Origin of the sequence: Streptomyces sp. NPDC032198 (assembly GCF_040636975.1) — a bacterium.
In the GTDB taxonomy this organism is placed as follows: domain Bacteria; phylum Actinomycetota; class Actinomycetes; order Streptomycetales; family Streptomycetaceae; genus Streptomyces.
The window spans coordinates 61,373-85,170 of the sequence record NZ_JBEZVL010000023.1 but is presented as its reverse complement, the minus strand read 5'-3'; the positions used below and the strand labels follow the sequence as shown (position 1 = coordinate 85,170).

The following is a 23,798-nucleotide window of genomic DNA, read 5'->3' as shown; positions in this document are numbered from 1 at the left end:
TGAGGGACAGGCCGCCGACAGGCCAGCGGCACAGCGCCGTCCTGCAGTGCTGGCCCCGCCACCAGCCCAAACCCTTTTTCAGGGGCAAGTAGCTAGCCGCGGGCCTCTTCCAGCAGACCTGCCGCATGCGCGGTCCGCTGGTACAAGACATAGCGCCCGTCTCTGACCTTGGTGACCAGGCGTGCGCGGTGCAGGGCGCTGAGGTGGTAGGAGATGGTCCCCGGGGTGTATCCGGTTCGGGCGGCGAGTTCCGCGGTGGACCGGGCAGTTTCGAGGTCCGCCAGCAAGGTGGCGCGGGCGTTGCCGACCACTTGCGCGATCTTTCCGCACCTGCGATCCCGATCGGCTCCGATCCGCTGGGCGGGATAGTAGAAGACGAACTGCCCGGGGGTGTCGACCTGGATGATGACATCGGGCCAGTTGAGCACGCCGGGGGTGAGGACCAAGTCCCGGCCGGTGACATCAATTTCGGCATCCCACGGCTTGGCGAGGGTGATCGTGTCGCCTGCCCAAGCCATGTCGGGGTGGAGTGCTCCAAGCGCCCGGCCGACGCCGTGGGTGGCGATGGCTGTCGCGCGGTGGGCGATGTCCTGATGGATGATCGAGCGCAGTTCGGGCCAGCCCTCGGCCAAGGTATCGCGCCAGAACCGGGCGAGACCGTTGGCGAGACGTCGCTGCATCTGCCCCGACTCCGCGATCCGACGGGTGTTGGCCAGCAGCGGCCTGTTCCAGTGGGTCCGGGTGAGGGCGAGTACCTGGGTTTCGAGGTCGCCCTGCGCTGCGGCCTCTATGTGCGCGATCTGCTCGTCGATCAGATCGCGGCGCTGTGCGTCCGTTCCTGGCTGCGGGGTGAGCAGGTCGGGTCTGTAGGTATCGCCGTTATGTGGCAACAGGTCGGCGAGCAGGGCAACGTCCGGATGGGCAAGTGACGCGCGGGCGAGCGGTCCAGGGTCTCCGAAGACTGGGTGCCGTCCCGAGGCGGCGGTGAGTTTCAGCCACGCCATGGATTCCGAAGCGGGGGAGGGGGCCAGCCGTGTGCTGGCCACGGTATGGGCGTCTACACGCAGGGTGAGCACCGTCGTGACGCTAGCAGTGGTCGCGTTGGATTTGAACGGGCTCGAATACTTTCCGGCGCGAGGTCCCCGCGTGGTGGAGTCATGGTGCCGAACAACGGCAGCAACGTTCACCGCCCGATCTGAGGCGGTCGCCTCCGCACGACGGTGAGGTTGTGCACCCGTCACCCGAAGAACCTGGGAGTGGTCGTCATGGTGAGATTGAAGGACACCTCGAAGGTGAACAGCCGCGTGAGGAAGGCCGGCGTGGCCGTGACCGCAGCCGCGTCCGTTGCCGCGATGGCCTTAGCGGCGACACCCGCGAGTGCCGCCGCTTCCGCCACCGTCTCAATTGAGTATGGGGCGAGCTACTACAAAGGCACGGCCAGCTGGTCCAACCGGTCGGTCGGCATCGACGCGGTGTTCAAGGCCAGCAATTGCCGGCGCGTCTACGCGCGGGCGTTCGCCGGCAGCACCTCACTGGACTTCAAGAGCAGCAGCACCTGGTGCAATCGATCCGGGCCGGCAGACTTCACCCTTGCCGCGAACGTCGTCGGTGGGTCCGACAACATCTGGGTCTACATGACCGACGAAAACCAGAACTACCTTAGGGGAGTGACCTGCTACCGCGCCGGCTACTGCATAGACGGCCTGCACTAGTTCAACAGCGGTCTTTGTGGTGATGGTTTGCCAGCTGAGCGTCATGTGGCGGTGCCAGCCGGGACAGCGGCGGATCTGGCAGCCGTCCAGGACGTTGCTGGTGTTCTGGGTGGGCCGCCCGGCAAGGTCGCGGTCGGCCCCCTCCAGAGCGTCAGGCGCACAGCTCCCACTGGCCCTGTCGCCGCTGAGCCCGCTGACCCGATCGCGGCCACCATGACCTGCGGGTCTGACACATCCAACAGGCCACAGCCGTGCGTTGATCGCAGCGAGGAGAATCGTCGCTTCGCAACAGGCGGCGAGTGCGCCGAACCGGGCCGCCGCCCTGGTCCGCTGCACCTGGTTGATGCCGCACGCGACCGCGTGTCGGGCCTTGTCGTCCCCCTCCTGGAGATCGCATGAAGACTCATCTCGCCGCCGCTCTCGGTTCCGTCGTGCTGACCGCGGGCACCTTGCTGGGCGCTCCCACCGCCGTCGGCGCGCAGAGCGCCCCCTACCCGAGCACCCCTTTCGACGTCACGCTCGGTGCCAGCTCCGTCCGCGGCACCCTGACGTGGTACGACCGGTCGGTCGGGGCCAGCGGAAAACTACAGGCCGTCGGCTGCAACAGGGTGCAGTTCAGCACGTACGGCGCCTCTGGCAACGAGCTCGGCTCCTGGAGCAGCAGCACTCAGTGCGACGTGACCTACCCGTTCAATACCGGGTTCCCTGCGAATGCGCCCGGCGGTGCGGCGTCCGTCAAGATCTGTCTTAGCAATGCGAACGCCCTCAAGTGCGGGTGGTACAACCGGCCCTGATCCATGCGACGGCGGTGCTGCACCGCCGCGATGCGTGACGCCGCGCCCACCTGGCCAGGCGTGTCAACTGAGCGGTCACAGCTCTTGGAAATCCCTGCATCTCTTGCTCCGCGCCGAACGGCCGTCCGGGAGCGTGCCCCGGAAGTGCAGGTACTGAGGCTTCCCACCGTGGGCCATCGTCCGCTCGGGTCGCTTCACCATGTACCCCGCGCCGTCGTGTGCGGGGATGGCGAGTTGGCCGGGACCTTGCTCTCGCCACCTCTTAGCCGACCGGAGTTGGGTGCCCCACGGCCACCAACTGCTCACGTAGGAGACGGCTTCAACCCTCGCAAGGATCGGGAGATTCCCGCCCGACGGCGGGCAAGTGGCAACCTCAGCGACCCTGGGGGACCGGTGGCGGTTCGCCGCGCGTCCGAAGTCGACGAGGTTTTGATGGGCTAGGGCAACCCAAGCGGCAACAAGGACGCGGCTGCGCTGCGATATTGCCGACGAAGCAGTGGACGGGCGCGGTTCCCCGGTGAGCATGCGGTCCAGCCAGCGCGCAACTTGCCCCCGACGCCACGCTGCCCGTACGCGTGCACATCACGGGTGCCGGTTCCGGACGGCGTCTGTTGTCTGCATTGGCCAGGTGGTGCGGAACTTCCGCCGCCAGGCCAGCGACACGTGCACCAGCGCGACCAGGACCGGCACCTCAACCGGCGGGCCAACACCCCGGACCGCGCTTGCCGGGACGTCGACACCTCGCGCAACAGCGCCAAGCAGTTCTGCTCCCCAGCCTGCCAGAGCCGTGTCAAGGCAGTCGCCCACCGGGCGCGTAGGGCCGCAAGCGCGGAAGCCGCTGAAGCATCGTGGTGCCTGCGCTACGGCGACGCGCGGTAGATAAACGGCGTCGGGAGATCGGACAGCGGGACGCAGACAGCACCAGCACCCGCACAGCCGAACTGCCCTTCCTGTACTCCTTCGCCAATGGCGTCGAACGCGCCCGAGCCGCCGTCAACGCCGCCCTCACCCTGCCCCCACCACAACGGCCGGACCGAAGGCGTCAACAACAAGATCAAGCTCTGCAAACGCCAGACCTACGGATGCAGGACACGCTCTCCTCCGTCAGCGCGTCCTGTTCAACTGACCACAGGGCAAAGCCGATCACTGGCTATGAAAATCTGGCAAGACCCGTTGGCGATTGGACAGTCCCGATATGGCACGGGTCTACGCGTCCTCGAGCGTGATTGTCTCTGCCGTGCGCCCTGCCTGCCGGCAGGAGACGGCGAGGTTGGCCCGGGCGGTGAGGGTGTCGAGGTGTTCTGCACTCAATACCCGTTCACCATCGGCAGCAGGGCGGCGGGAGTGGGTGACCCTCTCACCGAATCCGCCGGGCCTTGCCCTCAACAGGTCAAGCGACGTTCGGCGCTCTCGTAGGTGGCGAGGTTGGAGTCGACGCCCACGACGGTCTTGTAGGTGTAGGTGCCAGAACCCGTGCAGGTCCACCACGCCATCTTGGTGCCGCTTTCGAGCGGGGTCCAGTCGACCTCCTCCCAGCCGTACCAGCGGTGACGCTGCAGGGATATCGTGGCGTCCGTGCAGCCGCTGCGGGTCTTGCCAGCCTTGCCGATGATCTCACTGATGCCCTTGTAGGGGGCCGAGATGCTGTAGCAGTTCCGGTCCCAGTCCGAGGCGGCGGCCGGAGTGGCCGGCATCAACAACGTGGCCGCGCAGGCCAGTGCGAGGGCGACGGATGACTTTCCGGCGAACCCGAGAGTGCTCATGACAAACGTTCCTGTCTGCGGAAGATGCGGGATGCAACCTACAAGAACACTCTTTCATCGGGGCCGAGACAAGATCAAGCGAGCGCCTCCACACCCTCAAACGCGCGCGACGGGGGGCGACTTGGGTTCGCTCCTACGCTTCCGAGGCCTGGCGACGCCTTGTCGCCGAGTACGGCGTCGTCAGCACAGAGGTACTGCCGATCGAGGAGCCCGAAGACAGCCCTACCGGGCCCCAGTCATCCGGACCCTCCGCGCCGCCGACTGAGTCTCTACCCGCGGGCGAGCTCCGCCCGGTCAAGTTCCTTCGCGGGGGCGCTCCGCCAGATCCTGGCCGCCGCCCAGGCGAGCGCGCCGGCCGCTGCTGCCAGCGCGCCGCCCGCGGGGCTACTGCTCCCGCAGTTCCCAGTCGGACGGATGGGTCTGGGGCTCGAACCATAAGGAGCCAGCATCGATCCACCGGTCACGAACGCGACGGGCCTGAGCCACGGTGTCGTCTCCGACACCGGACTCAGTTCCGCAGCACCCACAGATGACGAACAGGGCCAAGCCCTGATCGTCAAAACGCACCTCGCCGACGTCCAGCCCGCAGATCCGGCACGCCGGCTCAAGCCCACTCACCATGGACGAAGCCTACGTACGTCGCCAATCAAGACATCGTCTTGGCTACAGGGTGGGCAGGCCGTAGAGGGAGAACTTTCGTCCGCCGACCGGGCCCGAGGCGAAGCCCATACACAGCTGCGGTTCCTCCGCCTGGGACCCGTGCAGCACGGAAAGACCTTCGGGCTCGCGGTGCGTGAGCTGGTGGCCGGCCTGGGACTTGTGCTGCTGCACCACCCGCCCCGTGCGCAGGTCGATGCAGTGCAGCAGCACCGTGTTGTCCGGCTTTGAGGAGCTGTTGGTGGCGCGGCCGGAGCCCATCAACTGGTACGCGTAGTCGCCGTCCAGTGTCATGCCCTGAAAGGGCAGGCCGAGGTCCAGGCCCGGCTGAGCGAAGTCGATCAGCGGCCTGAAGACCCCGGCAGCGAAGGTGTCCAGGTCGTAGAGGGCGTAGCGACGGCGCTCGGGGAGCGCGTAGCGCAGCAGCAGACGGCGGTTGTTCAGGTCAAGGGCAGCGCAGTTTGCGGCCGAGCCGGGGTGCGGGCGGTAAACGGTCACACGGCGGTCAGCGCTGTGCAGCACGGTGTTCTCGGCGTACGGGAAGCGGCCGATCGCGCGCCCGTACCCGGAGGCCGGGTTGGCGTCGCACTCGACCCACAGCGTGACGGCGCCGCCGCCGCTGCTGCGGGAGCTGTCCACGCTGATCGCGGTGCCGTGGCCGAAGCCCTTGAGGTACATCCGGCCCATCAGCTTGCCGCGCATCGACAGCCGGTTCAGGCAAAGGTCACCGGCATCGTGCCGCTGGGCATGGGTGTAGGTGCGCGATTCGCCCGGAAGCTGGACCCCGCCGGGCATCACCTGAAGCGCGTAGACGTGACCGTGGAGCTCGTCGAAGGCGAAGGACTGCATCACCGTCGCGTGGTGCAGCGCTTTCTCGTGGATCAGGCGGGCGCCGGAGTCGGCCAGGTCGAAGCGATCACCCGGCACGTCCGGGGCGCTGTCCCGGCCAGCGGCAAGGGCCTTTGGGACGCCGAGCGCTGCTGTCGCAAGCACCATACCGCTGAGACCGAGCACCGTTCTGCGGCTTGGCGGCGTGAGTCCGGGCGCTGTCGATGAATCGGTAACCTGTCGAAGTCGCATTTCAGCACTTTCAACGCCCGTACACCTGCGTGGGGAACGGGCGCGCGGTGGTGCCGTGAAGTTCAGCCATTCGCTGTGCCCGGCTACGGCCGACCTCCGGAGGGCAGCCGTAGGGGGTGTGCCCGGGCCCGGGCGTTTCTCGAGCCAGTCGAGGATGTCGCCGCGTCGCCCGTGTTCGACCGTGACACCGCTGATCTCGGCGGGATCCACGGGCGCCGGCCCGAGCTGTATGCCGGGCAGGTTCTCATAGCGGTCCCCGGTTCGCGGCTCTACATGAGCCAGGGCGGTATGAGCCTCATCGGGATCTGGGCGGGCGCGGCACGGGTACAGCATGCGAAGCGGGTTTGGCCGCTCTCTCGGTTCCCAGGGGAGGGGCCGCGGGAGTGGCCGGTCAAGGGGCCCGCTTCACGGCGTCGTACTACGCGGGTCAATGGGCGTAGGGGCGGGCAGAGAAGCAGTTGGAGAAAGTGAGGTTCCGTGGATGGAGCAGTGCCTTGCAGGATCGCTTGCCCGAGGCGCGTCTGGGCCCGCGATGCCCCTGTGGCTGCTGACCGTCGCGCTCGTGGTTGTGGTCGTACTCGCGATCTCCGGGGTGACACGAAAGCGTAAAGGGCAGTAGCAGAGGTGGGCCCCGGGGTTCCTCGGGGCCCGCTCATGCTTCATTGGAAGAGGGTGTGCACCGCTGCCACTCCCGTTTGCATCGCTGGCGGCGCGGTGATGGCCGGCGACCGTTGGTGACCGGCCGTCGACGGGGCGGCTCCTCGGCGGCCATCGCGTTTGGGTACGGCTCTTCCTGTCTGGGTGCGGCTCTTCCTGACGGGCAGAGCTGATGAACCTGCGAGGGTGGACGAGTCTCGTGAGTTGGGGCCAGTTGCGTCTGGGGAAGTCGTCACGGCCGCCCGGCTGGGTGCGGGCCAGGCTTCAGCCGCTGGATCCACCGCGCTCACGGCGCTCCAGCAGACCCCGTACGTACGCGGCCTGGCCCGTGTGCTGGAGATCGTCGGAGATGACGCTGATCAGCCGGACGCCGAGCGTGACGTGCGGCGTCCAATGCTCGTCGACGACGCGGTCGAGAGCCGCGTCGTCGAGTGCGCGCACGAAGGAGAGGGTCTGCTCGTGGACGGCGTCGTAGTAGCCGCGCAACTGGTCGGCGGAGACGCCACTGAGCGACGCCACCTGCTTGGCCGTGTGCCCGTACCCCGTCTCCTCCTCACCGAGGGGCAGTTGGAACCGGTCGGACCAGCCCTGGGCGGTCCACACCTGCTCCCGGCCCGCCGCGTCAGCGACATGGTCGTCCTGGACGCGGGTGAGGTGCCACACCAACCACACGATCGAATTGGCCTTGTCGTCCGGACGGAATGCGAGGTCCTCGGACGAAAGCCCGTCGATGGCAGCATGCACTTCGCCCTGGACACGATCGAACGCATCCGCCAAAAGCTCCGCAGTGTTCATCCATCCATAGTCACCCCCCGGGTGGGTACACGCCGGAATGGCAGGTGACGTTGGCCTGTCGTCGGCTCTCAGTTGTTGGAGGGCAGGCCGCAAGCTCCGCGGGGCCGCCCCCCGTCGTTGCTGTCGCGCAGGCAAAGAATGATGCTTTGGAGGATCCGGAACGCGCCTGACTGCTCGGTCCCGGTCATGCCGACCAGCATTCTGACCTCGATGGACCGGACCGCTGTGTCGTACCACCTCGTTTCGGAAGCGGACCTTGCCGGGCGACGGCCCGGCATCTTCGATCCCCTGCGGGCACACGGCCGTCGTCCTGGCGGTGGGTGGGGCGGCCCCCGGCCCGGCAGCCTGCCGGGGGCGCCATGGCCTACCCGTGATGTGACTGGTCGGCAGGGGAGCGGACGGACCCTAGCGAGGGGTGACCGAGCCGTCATAGACGTTGTCCGGAGTGGCGACCGCCGTGATCGCCCGGGCGAGGACGGTGGACGGCTCCTGGCCCTTGCTCGTGATGTCCGTATTGATCATGATCACGAGGGTGGCCTTCTTTGCGGGCAGATAGACCGTCACGGTCTCGTACCCCGGAATGGAACCGTTGTGCCCGATCCACCCGTTGGCGTTGAAGATGCCCAGACCGTAACTGAGGCCGGGGATGCCGGTCGGGAGCGTCTTGAGTCGCTGCGCCTGGACGTTGGGGCTCAGGAGTTCCCCGGTGGCCAGGACCTTGGCCCACCGGTGCAGGTCGTGCAGGTCCGAGATCATCGCACCGGCTGCCCAGGCCCAGCTTGGGTTCCAGTGCGTCGCGTCGGCGACCTCACCGCTGAGCGTCTGGTTGGTGTAGCCGCGCGGGTGCGGATGGGGAAACTCGTTGCCCTGCGGGAAGAGCGTGCGCTGCAAGTGCGCGGGGCGCAGCACCCGGTGGTGGATGAAGTCGGCCAACCGATGCCCGCTCACCTTCTCGATCACCAGGCCGAGCAGGACGAGATTGGAGTTGGAGTACTGGAACTTCTTGCCGGGCCCGAAGGTGTTCTTGTGCTTGAAGCCGTACGCGAGGGACTGCCGGGGGGTGAAGGTGCGCTGCGGGTTGCTCAGCAGGTCGTGGACGAAGCCGGGGTCGGCGGTGTACGGGAACAGCCCGCTGCGCATCTCCGCAAGATGGCGCAGCGTGATCCTATGGCCGTTGGGCACACCTCTGACGTACCTGGAGATCGGATCGTCGAGCCCGATCCGGCCCTCCTGCACCAGTTTGAGCAGCGCCGTGACGGTGAAGGTCTTGGTCTCGCTGCCGATCCGGACGAAGGAGTCGGCGGACATGGGTTCGCCGGTGTGCGTGTCGGCCACCCCCTTCGCCCGGACGTAGCAGCCCTTGCCGGGCATCCACAGCCCGACGACGACGCCGGGGATCCCCGCCTTCGGGGCGACGTCGTCGATGGTCTTGTCCAGTCGGGCGGTGAGCTTGCGCCCGAGCCCGTCCGACGAGCAGTCGTTGTTGCGGGGATGGGCGTTGTCGGGCACGTCGATGGCTGCGGCAGGAGCGGCTGCTGTCGGTGCCCATACGGCCATGGCGAGCAGCGCGGCGCAGAGTAGACGGCGGGAGGGGGAACGTCTCATGCGGGATACCTCATCCAGTCGGGGACAGTCCGGGACAGTCCGGGACAGTCCGGGAAAGTCCGGGAAAGTCGGGGACGGCCTGGTCGGTCGGGGCCGGTCGGCAAGAAGATGACCACCCCGACCCACCACGCCTCTTCCGCTGCGGATTCCACACCGAGGAGTCCACTCGTTCGGAGCCACAGGGGCGGCCCGGACAGCCCCTGACCAACTGGGCTTGCCCGGCGGAGTTCGCGGCCGTACCGAGAACGGCTTCACCGTCGCCACGCGGGGGGAGGGGGAGCTGTTGTCAGCTGCCTGTTGCAGCGGTGTCAAGGCGGCGGATGGCCAGCTTCTGGCGAGATACGGACAACTGCGGAGTTCCGTACCGGAGCCAGTGAAGGAGCGGGATGCTTCTGTGACTTCACCGGATACGGCTCTGCCGGTATCCGGGACGGAGTAGGGCTACCGCGGCTTGGCTTCTACCGCGGTGGCGCGTGCCATGTGTGTCGCCGTGTCCCGGGAGCGATGAAACCGCCGTGGGCCCGGCGCGCACTGAGTAGGGCCGTGTTTGCCTGCGGGGCGAGCGAGCCGCAGGCGGCAGGGCGTGCGTGTCCGCACCGCTGCCGGTCCATGAAGGTCCGTCGGATCTGCCTGGCAGGGTGCGGAGTGGATGAAGGGGGAAGTCCTTTGCGTTCTGCACCTACCAGACCCGGCCGTTTGCCTTCCTGGGGTCGCCGGTTGGTTTCCTTTGTTGCCAGTGGTGCTCTGGCGCTGACGGGAGTAGCGGTGCTCAGCGAGCCCGCTCACGCCGTTGCCGGCGCGAAAGCGTATGTCTCCAATTTCGGTGGTGACACGGTCTCGGTCGTTGATACGAGCACCAACACCGTCACCGGCAGCATCAATGTCGGCAGCAATCCCCTCGGCGTGGCGGTCAACCCGGCAAGCGCCCAGGCATACGTCGCCAATTTCGACGATGGCACCGTTTCGGTGCTCGACACGGCAACCGACACGGTCACCGCGACCGTCTCTGTCGGCAGCAATCCGCTGACCGTAGCGTTCACCCCATCCGGGACCCGCGCGTACGTCACGAACATCTCCGACGGCACCGTCTCGGTCATCGCGTCCGCGACCAACACGGTCAGCGCCACCGTCGCGGTCGGGACCAGCCCGAACGGGGCGGCGGTGAACCCGGCGGGCACCACCGCCTACGTGACGAACAACGGTGACGACACGGTCTCGGTCATCAACACGGCGACCAATACGGTGACCGCCACCGTCCCGGTGGGCGACCAGCCCTCCGGTATCGCGGTCAGCCCATCCGGGACCAGCGCGTATGTCACCAACAATGGCGGGACCACGGTCTCGGTCATCGACACCGCGACCAACACGGTCACCGCCACCCTCGGGGTCGGGACCAGCCCGAACGGAGTCGCGTTCAACCCGTCCGGCACGCGCGCCTACGTCACCGACGCAGGCAGTGACGACGTCAAAGTGATCGACACGGCGGCCAACGCCGTGATCGCTTCAGTCCCGGTCGGCGACAGTCCGGCCAAGGTCGAGGTGAATCCCTCCGGCACAGCTGCCTACGCCACCAACCGGTCCGGCGACACCATCTCGGTGATCGACACCGGCAGCAACACCGTCATGACCACAGTCAGCGGATTCAACAGTCCCTACGGCATCGCCTTCAAACCGGCTTCGCCACCGGCGGCCGCCGACATCGACGTGAACCTCACCGCTCAGCCGCACCTGAGCCTCCTGGTGCCCTACCTGTCCTACACCCTCACCGCCCACAACACCGGCCCCAGCGCCGTCACCTCGGCCACCCTCACAGCGAAGCTCCCGCCGGGAGCTGCCGCCACCAACCTGCCCGCCGGATGCACCGCCGCCGCCACGACAGTGACCTGCAGCTACGGAGCGATCGCCGACAACGCGAGCGTCAACAAGACCTTCCGCGTCCCGCTGCACCTGCTGACCCTCGGCAAGGTCAAGGTCACCGGGGTACGCACCACCTCCGCGCCCACCGACTCCAACCCGGCCAACGACAGCGCATCCGTCACGTGCACCGCTGTGTCCGTCATCCTGGTCACCTGCCCCTGATACCGCCTCCGCAGGATGCTCCCCCCCACGCGCGCGAGAGCTGCCCTCCACCAGCGCAAGCCGGCGGAGGGCAGTGGTACGGGGATCGGGCTCCATCGCGAGAGAAGCGACGGCACCAGACGTAAGTGATCGTTGAGAGCCCGCGATCCTTCGCGTTCACTCCGAACTCCACGACAGGTCCGCCTGCAGGACGGTCTCAACCCCCGCACGGTGGCGGTGATCCTATGTATGGCGCGCCCGGCCGGGCGAGGACGATCGTGCGAAAGCCGTCGTCGCGGCCGCACATGCCGACGCCCTGGAGGTACAGATCCGCACTCTGCGAACTGCGGCGCGCGGTGTTGCGAGCGGTGGCCAAAAGGGGCTCCAGCCCCGAGGGAATGGACCTCATGCACAAGCTTGCCAAGCTCTCCGACGACAAACGCCGACGCCTCATCACCGATTTCATCGACGACACCTGTGGCGGGTTCGACGCCAACGCCGACTTCGTCGACATGATTCGCTCGGCCATGCCCGAACTGCCGGACGACCCCAAACCCCATCAGGCCGACGCCTGGGTGGAACTCGCCGAACTCACCCAGGACCCCGACTTCCGCGCCGCTGTCCGCCGCATGGCGCAGTACCAGGCAGCCGAGCGCGCCCAAGGCGACATCACCGGCTTGCATCACGACCTCACCGAGACGGTCCGCGACAGCGTCGGCCGCGCGCTCGATGCCGGCATCGCTCCGGCCTCGGCAGAGGCCGCATCCATCATCGATGCCCTAACCGTCCGCTACGCGCAAACCTTCAGCCGCGCCGACGACGCCGGCTTACGCCAGCGGCTGCTGACCCGCCTGGAGATCGCTGGCGACCCCCGCGCGGAGCGTTACTGACTTCGGCTCGTCAGGGTGATCTTTCTCGGAGTCCCTGATGAGGTAGGGGTGTTGGTTGTATTCCGTGGTGTGTGAGATACGCGGATGGGGGCGGGCTGACTGCTGCGGGACGTCAGCGCCGTGAGGCCGTACGAGCACAGGCGTCTGAGTTGTTCGAGGAGAAGATCAAGCCGCCGGAGGTCGCGAGGCAGCTGAGGGTGAGTCGGAAGGCGGCCTACCAGTGGCACCAACTGTGGCGGGATGGCGGGGCTCCCGCTCTGGCCTCGCGTGGTCCGGGCGGATCACGGCGCCGACTGTCGCCTCGCTGCCTGGCCAGGCTCGCCGTGTATCTCGAGCAGGGGCCGGCCGCGCACGGCTGGGTGGAGGACCAGGTGTGGACTGCCGCGAGGGTGGCCACCCTGATGGGCCGGAAGCTCCACGTCTCCTACAGCGTCTCGGGTGCCACGCGATTGATGCATCGGCTCGGCTTCTCCCCACAGGTACCCGCACGACGCGTGGCTGAGCGCGACGAGCAGGCCGTAGAGGTGTGGAAGGAGGCGACCTGGGCGGAGGTAAAAGAGCCCGGGCGGCCTGCGGGGGCTACATCTGCTGTCGGTGGCCGGACTGATCGCGATGCGACCCGGCTCGCGCACCCGGTCGTGTCACCGGCTGATCTCCCACCCTGCGGGCAAGGGCAAGCGCCGCAGCATGGGTGAACGCGACTTCATCGCGCTGATCGACGGTGCACACCAACTCGTCAAGGTACCGATCGTGTTGGTGCGGGACCGGCTCAACACCCACGTCTCCCGAAGGATGCAGCAGTTGATAGCCGATCGTGAGTGGCTGACGGTGTTCCTGCTGCCCGCCTACTCGCCGGATCTGAACCCTGTGGAATGGGTATGGGCGCACGTCAAACACAGCCCGGCCAACCTCGCCGTCGTCGCCCTCGACCGCTTGGAGGCATTCGTCCGCAACCGGCTCAAACGCCTCCAGTACCGGCCCGAGATCCTTGAGGGCTTCATAGCCGGAGCGGGTCTCACCCTCAAACCCTCACCCCGCTGACGGTCGAACTCATCACTTCCCGGCGGCGAGCGGCTCGACGGAGCCACGCCGACGGCTCAGGGAGGCTTCGATCGTCTCCCTGATGGTCGGCCACTCCGAGTGGAGAATCGAGTACGTCGCGCTGTCACGGATCGCACCGTCGTACCCGGCAGTCTCCGCGCGAAGCACCCCATCGAAGTGTGCGCCAAGGGCAGCGATGGCGGCGCGTGAACGTTCGTTGCGCGCATCAGTGCGCAGGCGTACCCGGTGCACTGCCCATCGTTCGAAAGCGACCCGCAGCATCAGCAGCTTTGCTTCCCGGTTGACACCCGTGCGCTGCGCGTCCTGGGCGAGCCACGTACCGCCGATCTCGACCGCGTCCGGGATCTCTGCCGCACGCCGTCGGTGCTTGTCCTGCCATCGCCAGTGCTCGAAGTTGCAGAACCTCGTTGATCCCACGACTCGCTCCGTGCGACGGCTATAGGTCGCGAACGCCAAGACAGAGTTCGTATCGCGCCCGGCGATCGTCCGCGCGACGTATTCACGCGCCTCCGCCTCGTCCGCTGGGACCCCGGTCAGGGCATAGCGATCCCGACCTGCTTGAGCGGCTGCCACCAGGCCAGGGACATGCTCGATGCCCAAGGGTTCCAGCACTACGAGCTGGCCCGTGAGGGGGCCCACATCATAGAAGCCGTCCACAAAGCCCCCGCCTTCTGCTGTCGATCAGCTCTGGCAATGGCCTCATGATCAGCTCTCTGGCAGGGGAACAGCAAAGCGTATCCACCAAGCGGACGGGAGCAGTGGCCGGACGCAGATCAGGGCCGTCCCCACATCGCACACCGTGACCCTGATACGCCGAGATCAGTAACGCCAGGCAATGCCGGTGCGGTCGCGTAGAGGATGGCGTCCATGATGCGGCGCAGGTCGTGCTCGGGCGGTCGGCCGATGTCCAGGCCCTTGCCTCGCCGTTCGGCCCGGCAGGGTGGTGAGTGTGGGCGCGATCAGTTCCCATCACGTGTCGGAAAGGTCGCTGGGATACGGGCGCTGTCGCGTCATGTTTCGGTAGTACCGTCGAGCAGGCCGTCTCCCCAGGGTGCAAACGAGTTCAAGCGGGGGTGCGTTGGGATCAGACAGGAGCGACCGACAAGAATCGGCCCTTCGAACGACGACACCTGTCCCATGCACCGCATCAGACTCGTCTGCCTCATACGTTCCTCGGCAACCCACCCCCCCCCGAAGCGCCACCGAACAACCTCGCCGGGACAAAACGCTCTTTTAGGCGCTGTTTGGGTTGGCGGCGGCGAGCTCGCTGCGGCGGGATACGCCGAGTTTGCGCATGGCTTTGGCTACGTGCTGTTCGATGGTGCGGTGGGACACGCTGAGTCGCGCGGCGATTTCGCGGTTGGAATGACCTTGCGCAGCGAGAAGTGCTACTTCCGCTTCCCGAGGGGAGAGTTGGTCTCCGTAGCCGAGGGGGCCGCGGCGTTGGGCGAGGACGATGCCGTGGCGCCGCAGCAGGCGTTGGCAGCGGCTGATGTCCCATGTGGCGCCGCTGCGCCGGTAGATGTCGATGGCTGTGGCGATGTGTTGTTCGGCTTGCTGTGGGTGGTGCGGTAGCAGGCAGCGTCCTCGTGCTTCGCGGGCACCCGCCTGGTCGATGGGCCGGCCGATACGCTGCCAGGCGATTTCACCTTCCGCGAAGAGACGTTCGGCATCGTGATGGCGCTCTTCGGCTTCGGCGAGCAGGCCCTGGCAGGTGATCAGGGCCGCTGAGGCTGCCGGGGCGTCGCGTCCGTCGATGCCGTGGGCGAAGTCGCGGACGAGCTGGCCGGCGTGATCGAGGTGGCCCATCAGGGCGAGGGCGTGGAGGGCGGTGGGGGCGATGTCGGTGGCCCAGATCCAGCCGTCGGTGCGGCGTATGTAGTGCAGGGCTTCGTTTGCGGCGGTACGGGCTTGATCATGGCGCTGGGCGGCGAGGTGGATGCGTGCGATACCGGCTGCGGAGGCGGTGAGGACGATACCGGTGTCCAGCTGCGTGCTGTGGGCGGCGCGCAGCAGATCGTGACGGGCGGCGTTGGTGTCTCCTTGGGCGTGGAGGTGGAGCAGCCCGCGCACCAGGAGTGCTTCGGCAGCCAGATCGGGGATGTCCGCGTACAGAGCTGCGGCACGGTCGGCGCGTTCGGCCAGCCCGCTCCAGCTCCCGGTGGTCCAGCGCAGCAAGAGGTGGGCGGTTTCGGCGAGCCCTTCGAGGTAGGGGATGCCGTTGCGCTGGAGGATGTCGTCGGCCTGGGCGAGGTAGTCGCCGGCTCCCTCGGGGTGGCCCAGAGCGGTGGTGGCGTGGGCGAGGTTGATCCAGCCGCGGGCGAGCTGTACCTCTTCGGCCGGGTTCTCGGTCTGGGCGGGCAGGGTTCGGGCTGCCTCCCAGGCGTCGGGAGATCCGCTGAGCATCAGGGCGCTGGCGCGGTTGGCGGTGATGGCGGTGCGCTGGACCGGGTCGGTGACGCGGTGGATGAGTTGGTCGGCCTGATCCAGGCAGTACAGGTGCTGAGACAGCGGCCAGCCCTTGAGGGAGGCGATGGCGATGGCGGACAGAGCGCGGGCAGCCAGATCGGGCGCGGTGGGTGTGAGGTCGCGTACGGCCCGGGCGATCTCGTTGATGCCGTCCAGGCCGCCTCCGGTCTGGTTACGCATCAAGGTGCCCAGGTAGAGGCGGAGTTCGCCGCGGGCGCGCAAGGGAAGGTGGTCTTCGGTGAGCAGGCGGCGCAGGGCGGTGATGGTCGCAGGGTGGGGCATGGCGGCGATGGCGGCGCGGCCGAGTTTGAGGCCGAGCCGGATGCGTGCACGGGAGGAGGGGTGCTCGTGCAGGGCGGTGTGGAAGTGCTCGGTGGCGGCGGTGGAGTCGCCGTGGGCTTCGGCCCGGTCGCCGGCGGCCTCGGTGTAGCGCAAATACTGCTCGGAGCGCTCGGCCTGCTGGTAGTGGTGTGCGATCTGCGCGAGGGGGAGTGGTGAGGAGTGGGCGAGCAGTGCCTTGGCGGTGCGCAGGTGCAGGGCGCGTCGTTCGGGCAGGCAGATCGCCTCGTAGGCGGCCTGGCGGGCCAAGGAGTGGCGAAAGTCGTAGGTCGCCCCGGCGCTGGGGTGCAGGACGGCGTGATCGAGCGCCAGGGTCAGAGCGTGGCGGGTGTCCGGTTCGTCAAGGCCGGTGATGTCGCCGAGCAGGTCCAGGCAGACGGCACGGCCGGCGACGGCCGCCGCGGCGACTACCGAACGCGCGTTCTTCGGCAGCGCGTTGAGCCGGTGCAGCAGGACGTCCCTGACCGGGACGGGCAGGCCCGCTTGCTCGAGCCGGTCGCCTTGTACGGAGGGCGGGCTGTCGTGGCTGGTGAGCAGGCGCAGGACTTCTTCGATGGCGAAGGGCAGTCCGGCCGTGCGTCGGTGCAGCCGCTCGGCGAAGTCGTCGGAGACGGTCTCCGCGCCCAGCAGTTGCGCGGCGAATTCCCCGGTTTCCTGTGTGGTGAGGGGCTCCAGGCGTATTTCGTGCAGCAGGGTGCCGGGGATGCGGTGGTAGAGCGCGCGCGAAGAGGCCGGGCGGTGGTTGTCCGCTCGGTCGGTGAGGATGAGGCTGAGCTGCCGCGGGAGGCGGGAGGTCAGTTGACGCAGGAAGTCCCAGGTGCTGGCATCGGCCCAGTGCAGGTCTTCCAGGACCAGCACGGCCGACCCCAGGTGGTCCAGCAGGGCGTGGGCGGCGCGCAGTTGCCGATGGCGTTCGGCGCGGGCATCGCCGAGCGGGCCAAGCGGCGGTGGAAGCAGGTGGGCCAGTTCCGGCAGCAAGGGGGCCAGCGCTCCGGCCAGGGCCGGCAGGCCGTCCAGCGCTTCAGGGGGCAGAGCGGTGAGTGCGCCGATGAGCGGTTCGAGTGGGGGCGGGTGGGGTGATTCGATGCACCCGCCGCTCAGGTGCAGCCGGTCGCGCAGGGGAACGGTCTTCAGGATCTCGGTGACCAGGCGCGTCTTGCCGACCCCTGCCTCACCGCTGACAACGATGAGACTGGGCGGGTGCGCGGCGGCCTGGATGAGCTGGTCGAGCTGAACGGTGCGCCCGACCAGCTTGGCCGGTGTCAGCTGCGGGACGTTCACGGTGGACAAGCTCTCCTAGCTACAGCGGTGCGTCGGCGTTCGAGGGTGTGCCTGCGGGGCGCCGGGCGGGCCCTCCCCCCGTGAGGGCCCGCCCGGCGTGGCTCATCCGCGGTCGCGGACCTGCTGTGTGAAGAGACTGGCCGGCTGGACCGGTGTGCCGGGGCTGACGATGGTGCCGACGTCAGGCGTGGTGGGCAGGGCGGCGTCGTGTTTGCCGGGAACCTGCTTGCCGGTGGGGCCGAAGGCCCAGTTGTCGGCGGTCGGCGGGGCCAGGACCGTGTACGTGGCGGATCTGGTGTTCCAGAACACGTTGTTGGCGCCCTGCCAGCCGTGGCCGGTGCCTCCGTCCCAGGCGTTGGCGGCGATGAACGCGCTGTCGCTGCTGGTGATGGTCAGCTGGTCGTACAGGGTGCCCGATGCCCATCGCATGTGCGGTCCGGCGTCGACCTGTCCGCTGCCGGTGAGGGACTTGGCGGTGGAGCGGGTGAAGACGTTGGGGCCGGCGGCGAATGCCTGAGTGGTCCAGGCGTGGACGCGGTCGCCGGTGACGGTGGTGTCGCGCACCAGGACTTGCTGGCCGCCGACCATGAACGCGGGTGGCGGGGCCAGGCCGTCGGGCACCTTCATGTCCAGATCCTGGGCGTCTTCGATGGTGACGCGGCTTGCGTTGTCGTTGACGTAGAAGCCAGAGCCGAAGTGGGTCAGTTTGACGTCCTTGGCCCACACGTCCCGCGCGGCGTTCACCGTCAGCAGCCGGGAAGCGAAGGCGCCGGCCTCACGGTTCTTGCCGTCTTCGGGACGGTCGTAGTCGGGGTCTTTGGTGAAGGCGGTCGCGTCGGCGGCCAGGTTCTCCACGCCGGCGTCACTGACCTGGCCATCCAAGGTGTAGTGCCACACGGTGCCGCCGCCGTACTTCTTTTCGATCGCGGTGGTGATCGGCGCGTCCAGGGTGAGGGTGTTGCCGGACACGGCGGTGATGGTGCGTACGGACAGCTGGCCCGAGTTGGGCGTCCACGCCTCGCCGCCCGGGATCTTGTCCATGCCGATCGCGTTGATCCATGGCTGGGTGGTCGGGCGCTGCACGACGATCCGCTCCCCTCGCTTGAAGTCGGCGGCGTTGTCCACGGCCAGCTTCGTCGCGCCGACCGGCACGTAGGGGTCGGCGATGTTCGCCCGCTTGCCGACGCGGGTGTAGGAGGCATCCGACCCTATGGTGATCAAGGAGCCCGGTGTGCCCTGGGCGCGCAGGAGCGTGCCGCTGCTTCCTGTGCCCGACCCGCGCAGCACGACCCCGCCGGGCAGCTTCAGCGAGGCGGTGACGCGGAACTCGCCCGGCCCCAGAAGGACCGCGCCGTGCACGCCGTCGCCGGCCGGGCGGTCCGCGGCCTTGTCGAGGGCGGCCTGGATGCGGCCGGTGTCGTCACCCTTGTCTGCAGCCGACAATGTCGCTGCGACGGGCACCTCGGGGATGGCGGTGCGTCCGCCCCGGTAGCCGGCCGAGGAGAAGTCCGGAATCCGGTTGCCCCTCTTGTCGGGCGTATAGGCCAGGCGGCCTTGCGACAGTTCCACGGTCGCCGACTGTGCCTGCGGGCCGGCCTGCGCGGGCTGTTCGTCGCTCTGCGCCCATACGATTCCGCCGACGGCCACGGCTCCGGCCGCGACGACGGTGGTGAGGCGGGCTGGGGTCATTCGTCTGCCGTGCCGGCCTGCGGCCGGGATTCTGGCCGTCGTACCGATACTGCGGCGCCTGGTGCCCATTGCACTGCTCCTCATGTTAGGACAGGGAAATTCCAGCCAGAGGCTGCGAATCATTCCCCGAATATCATTCTTAGTCACTGATTCCTTGGTCCTGCAAGCTTCGGGCGATGGATTCTTCGATTCGCCCGAGTATCTGGCGGTCTGGACATCCGGCCAGAGGGAAGGGGGTGGCCGCACGGGCCCCGTGTGCCCGTGCGGCCTCACACGCCCCGGCCGCGCCGTTCGTCCGACAGCGCTTCCCCATGACCGGCCGGGGTGCGTGTCCCAAGGGCCGCGCCTTCGCGGCGGATTGCGGCCGCACGGACTCAGAAGCGTGCGGGACCTGAGTCCGTGCGGCCTAGGTGCACGTCCCGGCGCGTGCTGCGCGCCTGCAGCGACCTCCCATGGCCGGCCGGACCGTGCGGTCAAGGGCCTGAGCGACCGGTGGGGGCCGCTCAGGCAGTGCGGGTCAGAACTGCAGGGACCAGCTGTCGATATAGCCGGTGTCCTCGCTGGCGTTGTCGCTGACCCGCAGCTTCCAGGTGCCGTCCGCCGCCTCACTGGAGGCGTTCACGGTGAAGGTGCCCTGGACGTTCTGCCCACTGTCGTTGCTGTTGTAGTTCTTGATCCGGTAGGCGCTTCCGTCCGGAGCGATCAGGTCGACCCGCAGGTCGCCCCGGTAGCTGTGGCGGATGTCCACGCCGACCGCGAGATCGGCCGGCGCGTTGCCGCCCACGCCGCTGACCGTGAGCGGCGACTTGGTGGTGGCGTTGTCGCTGATCGGGTAGTCGGCCGTGTTCTCGAACTTCGGTCCGTCCGGCGGGTTGGTGCCGCCGGTGCCCACATACAGCAGCCGGTTCGGGGAGCCCGTCCTCGCGTCCGTCACCTTGTCGGGCGTGGCATTCTGCACGATCGTGTCCCGCACCTGGGAGGGCGACCAGGACGGGTTCGCCGAAAGCACCAGCGCCGCTGCCCCCGCCACGTGCGGCGACGCCATCGACGTGCCGCCCATGACCGCGGTGCCGGTGTCACTGGTGTATGAGGCGGAGGTGATGTTGGATCCCGGAGCGAACACGTCCAGGCAGGAACCGTAGTTGGACGACTGTGCGGAATTCCACACGGAACGGGCGTCGCTGCTGTCGGTGGCCCCGGTCGTGAGGGCCGATGCGACCGAGCCCGGTGAATGGGAGCAGGCGTCTGTGCCGTCGTTTCCGGCCGCTACGGCCCAGCTCACCCCGGAGCCAATCGAGTTGGTGACAGCGTCGTTGAGGGACTGGTTCTTGGGCCCGTCGATACTCATGTTGGCCACCGCCGGTTTGACGGCGTTGCGGGTCACCCAGTCGACACCGCTGATGACCGTCGACCAGGGCGCGCTTCCCGCGCAGTCCAGGACGCGCACCCCCACCAGCTTGGCGCCCTTGGCGACACCGTAGGTGCTGCCACCTACGGTGCCGGCCACGTGCGTGCCGTGGCCGTGGCAGTCAGAGGTGTCGGAGTCGTTGTCGACGAAGTCGTAGCCGGACACCGCCCGGCCCCCGAAGTCCTGATGACTGTTGCGTATTCCGGTGTCGACGACGTAGGCGGTGACGTTGGACGCCGTGTTGGGGTAGGTGTACTTCTTGTCCAGCGGCAGGTCTCGCTGGTCGACCCGGTCTAACCCCCAGGTGGGGTTGTCCTGTGTCCCGCTGATCCGCGCGGTGCCATCCGCTTCCACCCGGGCCACCGCCGGGTCCGCCGCCAGTCGCTTCGCCGCCGCTTCAGGCATACGTACGGAAAACCCGCGCAAGGCGGAGGTGTAGGTGTGTCTCAGCGTGCCGCCGTGCCGCCCGGCCAGCTCCCTGGCCACGCCCGGCACAGCCGTGCGCCGGACAGACTTGTCCAGCGTGACGATGTACGAATCCTTGACCGCACCGGCGCGATCCGCGCCGACGATCCTTCCCCCACCCGTCGGTTCGGGGGCCGCGCTCACGGCGGTTCCCGCTCCGATCAGCAAGGCAACACTGGCACAGCCGGCAGCAACGCTGCGCCATGCCACAGCTTGGGACACCATGCAGAATCCTCCTTGAGGACGGACCGGACCGGACCGCCCGGCCCGGCAGCCATGGAGCAACCCCCACCGGCAGACACCACGGCGTGCTCGTACCGCCCAGACACCGCCCGAGCCCAAACTTGTTGGGCACCTGACAATCTGTGATACGCGCTTAAGCCACCGATGTGCGGAGGGGGCACTGCCGCGGAATCATTCCGCGGCAGCACCAGCAGGAGACGGCCTCACTCCTTGGGGGGAAGGCGCCATAGCCGCCAAGTCACGCCGGGGAGGCATCCCTGAAGGCTGCGGCGAAGTGGCCGTCGCACTTCCCAGAGCATCGGCCCCACCAGCGGAACGCGGCAATCCGTAGCACCACCTATTGGTTTCCGCCGCTAGGTCCTGTCCGGCGGATCATGTGATTGTCGGGTCGCTGGCTCGTTGTAGTTGTCATGGGCCGGGGTGATCTGACGAATGCGGAATGGGCTCGGCTGGAGCCGCATCTGCCTTCGGCGGGACGACGTGGCGGCCGGTGGAACGATCACCGCACAGTGGTCAACGGGATTCTGTTCCGGGTCCGCACCGGCATACCATGGCGGGACCTAGCCGAGCGTTTAGGCAGTTGGAAGACCGCCTACGAGCGGCACCGGCGCTGGTCGGCCGACGGTACGTGGGACAGGATCCTCGCGGCCGTCCAGGCGGACGCCGATCTCGCCGGCCGCGTCGACTGGAGCAGGGTCGGCGTGGACTCGACGTCCTGCCGCGCCCACCAGCACACAGCTGGCGCTCGCAAGAAGAAGTCACACGTCCCGAAAAAAGGACGACGCCCCGAAACCATCGCCTCGACGAGGGACTTGGCCGGTCCCGGGGCGGCCTGACCTGCAAAATCCACCTCGCTGGGGAAGGCGGATGCCACCCTTTGGCCTTCTCGCTCACGCCCGGTCGGTTCGGTGATGCTCCGCAGATGATCGAGGTGCTAAGCCGCATCCGCGTTCCCCGCCCGCAGGGTGGACATCCGCGGACACGGCCGGACCACCTCAGCGGCGACAAGGCTTACAGTTCCCGTCGAAACCGCCGCTACCTGCGAAGACAACAGATCAAACACACCATCCCGGAGCCGAAAGACCAGCGGGCCCACCGCAAACGACGCGGCAACAAGGGTGGCCGGCCCGCTGGCTTCGACAACGCAATCTATAAACGGCGCAACGAAGTCGAGCGGACCATCAATCGGCTCAAGAACTCCCGGGCCGTCGCAACTCGCTACGACAAGAGGGCCTACGTCTTCCATGGCACCGTCACCGCAGCCGCGATCAAACTCTGGCTCCGCCCGTGAGATGCGCCCTGCGCTTGGCTGAGCCCAGAACTCCTTAGCCACCAGTGGCGTCGTCCCATACAGTGCCGAAGGCATGACGGCACTTGCGTCCTTCACCTTCGTGCGCCACATCGACGGACTCCGCTACCACTTCGAACGCGACGGTGAGCACAACGGCCGCCCTGCCTACCGCCGAACGGACGGGAACGTGCGGTGCGTCTGGTCGCCGACCGACGGCTGGCACTGCGAGATCTCTGACGGCCTCGTCACCGCCCACCCCCTCAACAGCCACGCTGACGAACCTGAACCACCTGCCACTGTCTGGCGCAGCTTCAAGAACGACCGCTCCTACCTCTACGACCTCCGGACCCTTGACCCCGAAGCATGATCCGCCGGACAGGACCTAGCCGTTCCCGTAGGGATGCGTTCCGGTCCACGCCACCCATCATGCACGCGCGGCGTCCATTTGGGAACGGCGGCTGAAGGGGTTGGGCACCATCCCCTGAACACCCGCACCGTGCGTTGGGCTTTCATGCTGCTCAGGCTGCTGCCGGTAGGTCCTTGAGGACATCGAAGTCCAGTCCCAGCCCGGGATGTTGTAAGAGCCACAGCGTGATGGGGCGGGTGCAGATCAAACGAAGGCGCCCGTTGTGCGCGGTAGCGGCATTGCGGGCGATCACGAGGACCGCGATACCGGTTCCGTCGATGAAGGTGACCTGTCGGAGATCGACCAGCACATCCGGCTCAGCGCAGTTGGTCAGCGGCGCCAACTGGGCGTTAAGTGCAGGTGCTGTCAGCAAGTCGATCTCGCCGTGCAGTGTGGCGAGGATGCTGAGTCCATGCTTTTCGGTGGTGAGCAGTGTTGTTCGCGTCCGGTTGGGCATGACGCCCTCGATCCCTGGTGACGTGCACGTATAGATGGCCTGCGAAAGCCCTCACCAGGGACTGGGGTCCGAGCCAACCACTCGAAGCTACGCCGTCCGGACGGCGCGACGAGGCGGCTTGTGGGATGTCAGGCTCGAACGAGTGACGCGCTTACATAGCCGTTTGGGCACCGCTGATCGCCTCGCGCTGCCGGAACCGGCTCTCCGCGCCGCTCCCGTACACCGGGGAGTCCGGGGCCATCCAGTACGAACCCGACAGCTCGGCGAATCCGCCGGGCTCCGCCGGACGTGGGGCGTATTCCATGCGCGGACCAACGACGCAGCAGTGTGCAGGTACCGCAGAGACATGGGATCGTCACACTTCCACGGCGAGTACGCCACTCCGGCCTCGCACGCCCTCTCTCAGAGATAACGGTCCACCAGGACTGCAGGCTCCAGAAGCCTGACCCGCACCTGCGACCCGGCCGCCCCTGTCTCCTCTTACCTCACGCTGCCTCGTTGCGCCCCCGGACTGCGCGTTCCGCTTGCGGCCCATAAGGGTCGCCGCCTCGGGGGCCTGTGGTCGGCGGCTCTGTCCTGCCGGCAACAAGTCCACAACAGACATGTTGCGTCGAGGTATCGACTGTCACAGCTCTGCCACAGCGCCCCTCGCAGGGCGCCGAAGCCGGTTTAGCCCC

20 protein-coding genes and 2 pseudogenes are annotated in these 23,798 nt (G+C 67.7%); 10 read left to right on the top strand and 12 right to left on the bottom strand.

Annotated elements, in window-relative coordinates; genetic code table 11:
- Positions 1–92: 92 nt before the first annotated feature.
- Entirely contained in the window at positions 93–1,076 is a 984-nt protein-coding gene (locus AB0E78_RS40370; protein ID WP_361844222.1) for a helix-turn-helix domain-containing protein, read from the bottom strand.
- A gap of 180 nt (positions 1,077–1,256) precedes the next feature.
- Between AB0E78_RS40370 and AB0E78_RS40365 the strand changes: the two genes are divergently transcribed.
- The 4 genes and pseudogenes from AB0E78_RS40365 to AB0E78_RS40350 all read left to right on the top strand — a co-directional run.
- Entirely contained in the window at positions 1,257–1,712 is a 456-nt protein-coding gene (locus AB0E78_RS40365) for a hypothetical protein (protein WP_361844219.1), read from the top strand.
- A gap of 395 nt (positions 1,713–2,107) precedes the next feature.
- Positions 2,108–2,506 (top strand): hypothetical protein, encoded by a 399-nt coding sequence (locus AB0E78_RS40360; protein ID WP_361844216.1) that lies wholly within the window; start codon positions 2,108–2,110, stop codon positions 2,504–2,506.
- A gap of 663 nt (positions 2,507–3,169) precedes the next feature.
- Positions 3,170–3,385, top strand: coding sequence for a CGNR zinc finger domain-containing protein (locus tag AB0E78_RS40355; protein WP_361844213.1), 216 nt, complete (start codon positions 3,170–3,172; stop codon positions 3,383–3,385).
- 50 nt (positions 3,386–3,435) lie between these two features.
- Positions 3,436–3,632: pseudogene (locus AB0E78_RS40350) on the top strand (transposase); the annotation flags it as partial.
- 256 nt (positions 3,633–3,888) lie between these two features.
- Here the strand turns inward: AB0E78_RS40350 and AB0E78_RS40345 are convergent.
- The 4 genes from AB0E78_RS40345 to AB0E78_RS40330 all read right to left on the bottom strand — a co-directional run bounded on the left by AB0E78_RS40345 (position 3,889) and on the right by AB0E78_RS40330 (position 9,063).
- Positions 3,889–4,269 (bottom strand): hypothetical protein, encoded by a 381-nt coding sequence (locus AB0E78_RS40345; RefSeq protein ID WP_361844210.1) that lies wholly within the window; start codon positions 4,267–4,269, stop codon positions 3,889–3,891.
- 663 nt (positions 4,270–4,932) lie between these two features.
- Entirely contained in the window at positions 4,933–5,853 is a 921-nt protein-coding gene (locus tag AB0E78_RS40340; protein WP_361844208.1) for a teichoic acid biosynthesis protein C, read from the bottom strand.
- A 1,074-nt stretch (positions 5,854–6,927) separates the two neighbouring features.
- Positions 6,928–7,458 (bottom strand): DUF664 domain-containing protein, encoded by a 531-nt coding sequence (locus AB0E78_RS40335; RefSeq protein WP_361844205.1) that lies wholly within the window; start codon positions 7,456–7,458, stop codon positions 6,928–6,930.
- A gap of 405 nt (positions 7,459–7,863) precedes the next feature.
- Entirely contained in the window at positions 7,864–9,063 is a 1,200-nt protein-coding gene (locus AB0E78_RS40330; protein WP_361844202.1) for a serine hydrolase domain-containing protein, read from the bottom strand.
- Between the two features lie 645 nt (positions 9,064–9,708).
- On the opposite strand from AB0E78_RS40330, the gene AB0E78_RS40325 reads away from it, so the two are divergent.
- The 4 genes from AB0E78_RS40325 to AB0E78_RS40310 all read left to right on the top strand — a co-directional run bounded on the left by AB0E78_RS40325 (position 9,709) and on the right by AB0E78_RS40310 (position 13,052).
- The gene (locus tag AB0E78_RS40325) at positions 9,709–11,142 is read left to right on the top strand and encodes a beta-propeller fold lactonase family protein (RefSeq protein WP_361844199.1); all 1,434 of its coding nucleotides are present in this window, start codon (positions 9,709–9,711) and stop codon (positions 11,140–11,142) included.
- Between the two features lie 386 nt (positions 11,143–11,528).
- Positions 11,529–12,011, top strand: coding sequence for a hypothetical protein (locus AB0E78_RS40320; RefSeq protein WP_361844196.1), 483 nt, complete (start codon positions 11,529–11,531; stop codon positions 12,009–12,011).
- A gap of 95 nt (positions 12,012–12,106) precedes the next feature.
- Positions 12,107–12,706, top strand: a complete 600-nt coding sequence (locus tag AB0E78_RS40315) for a winged helix-turn-helix domain-containing protein (RefSeq protein WP_361844238.1) — start codon at positions 12,107–12,109, stop codon at positions 12,704–12,706.
- Positions 12,624–13,052: a transposase gene (locus AB0E78_RS40310; RefSeq protein ID WP_361844194.1), complete on the top strand. Its 429-nt coding sequence runs from the start codon at positions 12,624–12,626 to the stop codon at positions 13,050–13,052. The genes AB0E78_RS40315 and AB0E78_RS40310 overlap by 83 nt, the downstream gene beginning before the upstream one ends.
- Before the next feature lie 12 nt (positions 13,053–13,064).
- Here the strand turns inward: AB0E78_RS40310 and AB0E78_RS40305 are convergent, their stop codons facing one another.
- The 5 genes and pseudogenes from AB0E78_RS40305 to AB0E78_RS40285 form a co-directional block, all read right to left on the bottom strand.
- On the bottom strand, positions 13,065–13,730 hold the full coding sequence (locus tag AB0E78_RS40305) for a GNAT family protein (protein WP_361844191.1): 666 nt from the start codon (positions 13,728–13,730) through the stop codon (positions 13,065–13,067).
- Positions 13,731–13,895: 165 nt separating this feature from the next.
- Positions 13,896–14,036, bottom strand: a pseudogene (locus AB0E78_RS40300) (transposase); the annotation flags it as partial.
- 270 nt (positions 14,037–14,306) lie between these two features.
- Positions 14,307–17,162 (bottom strand): AAA family ATPase, encoded by a 2,856-nt coding sequence (locus AB0E78_RS40295; protein ID WP_361844235.1) that lies wholly within the window; start codon positions 17,160–17,162, stop codon positions 14,307–14,309.
- Positions 17,163–17,264: 102 nt separating this feature from the next.
- Positions 17,265–18,851, bottom strand: a complete 1,587-nt coding sequence (locus AB0E78_RS40290) for a hypothetical protein (protein WP_361844188.1) — start codon at positions 18,849–18,851, stop codon at positions 17,265–17,267.
- 517 nt (positions 18,852–19,368) lie between these two features.
- Positions 19,369–20,949 (bottom strand): S8 family peptidase, encoded by a 1,581-nt coding sequence (locus tag AB0E78_RS40285; RefSeq protein WP_361844185.1) that lies wholly within the window; start codon positions 20,947–20,949, stop codon positions 19,369–19,371.
- Positions 20,950–21,377: 428 nt separating this feature from the next.
- Between AB0E78_RS40285 and AB0E78_RS40280 the strand changes: the two genes are divergently transcribed.
- Both AB0E78_RS40280 and AB0E78_RS40275 read left to right on the top strand, forming a co-directional pair.
- A protein-coding gene (locus tag AB0E78_RS40280; RefSeq protein WP_361844182.1) for an IS5 family transposase occupies positions 21,378–22,258 on the top strand; the annotation gives its coding sequence in 2 pieces (ribosomal slippage) (positions 21,378–21,738 and positions 21,738–22,258; 882 coding nt in all).
- A 73-nt stretch (positions 22,259–22,331) separates the two neighbouring features.
- Positions 22,332–22,625, top strand: coding sequence for a hypothetical protein (locus AB0E78_RS40275; RefSeq protein ID WP_361844179.1), 294 nt, complete (start codon positions 22,332–22,334; stop codon positions 22,623–22,625).
- 151 nt (positions 22,626–22,776) lie between these two features.
- Here the strand turns inward: AB0E78_RS40275 and AB0E78_RS40270 are convergent, their stop codons facing one another.
- On the bottom strand, positions 22,777–23,121 hold the full coding sequence (locus AB0E78_RS40270) for an STAS domain-containing protein (protein WP_361844176.1): 345 nt from the start codon (positions 23,119–23,121) through the stop codon (positions 22,777–22,779).
- Between the two features lie 151 nt (positions 23,122–23,272).
- Positions 23,273–23,425, bottom strand: coding sequence for a hypothetical protein (locus AB0E78_RS40265; protein ID WP_361844173.1), 153 nt, complete (start codon positions 23,423–23,425; stop codon positions 23,273–23,275).
- Between the last annotated feature and the right edge of the window lie 373 nt (positions 23,426–23,798).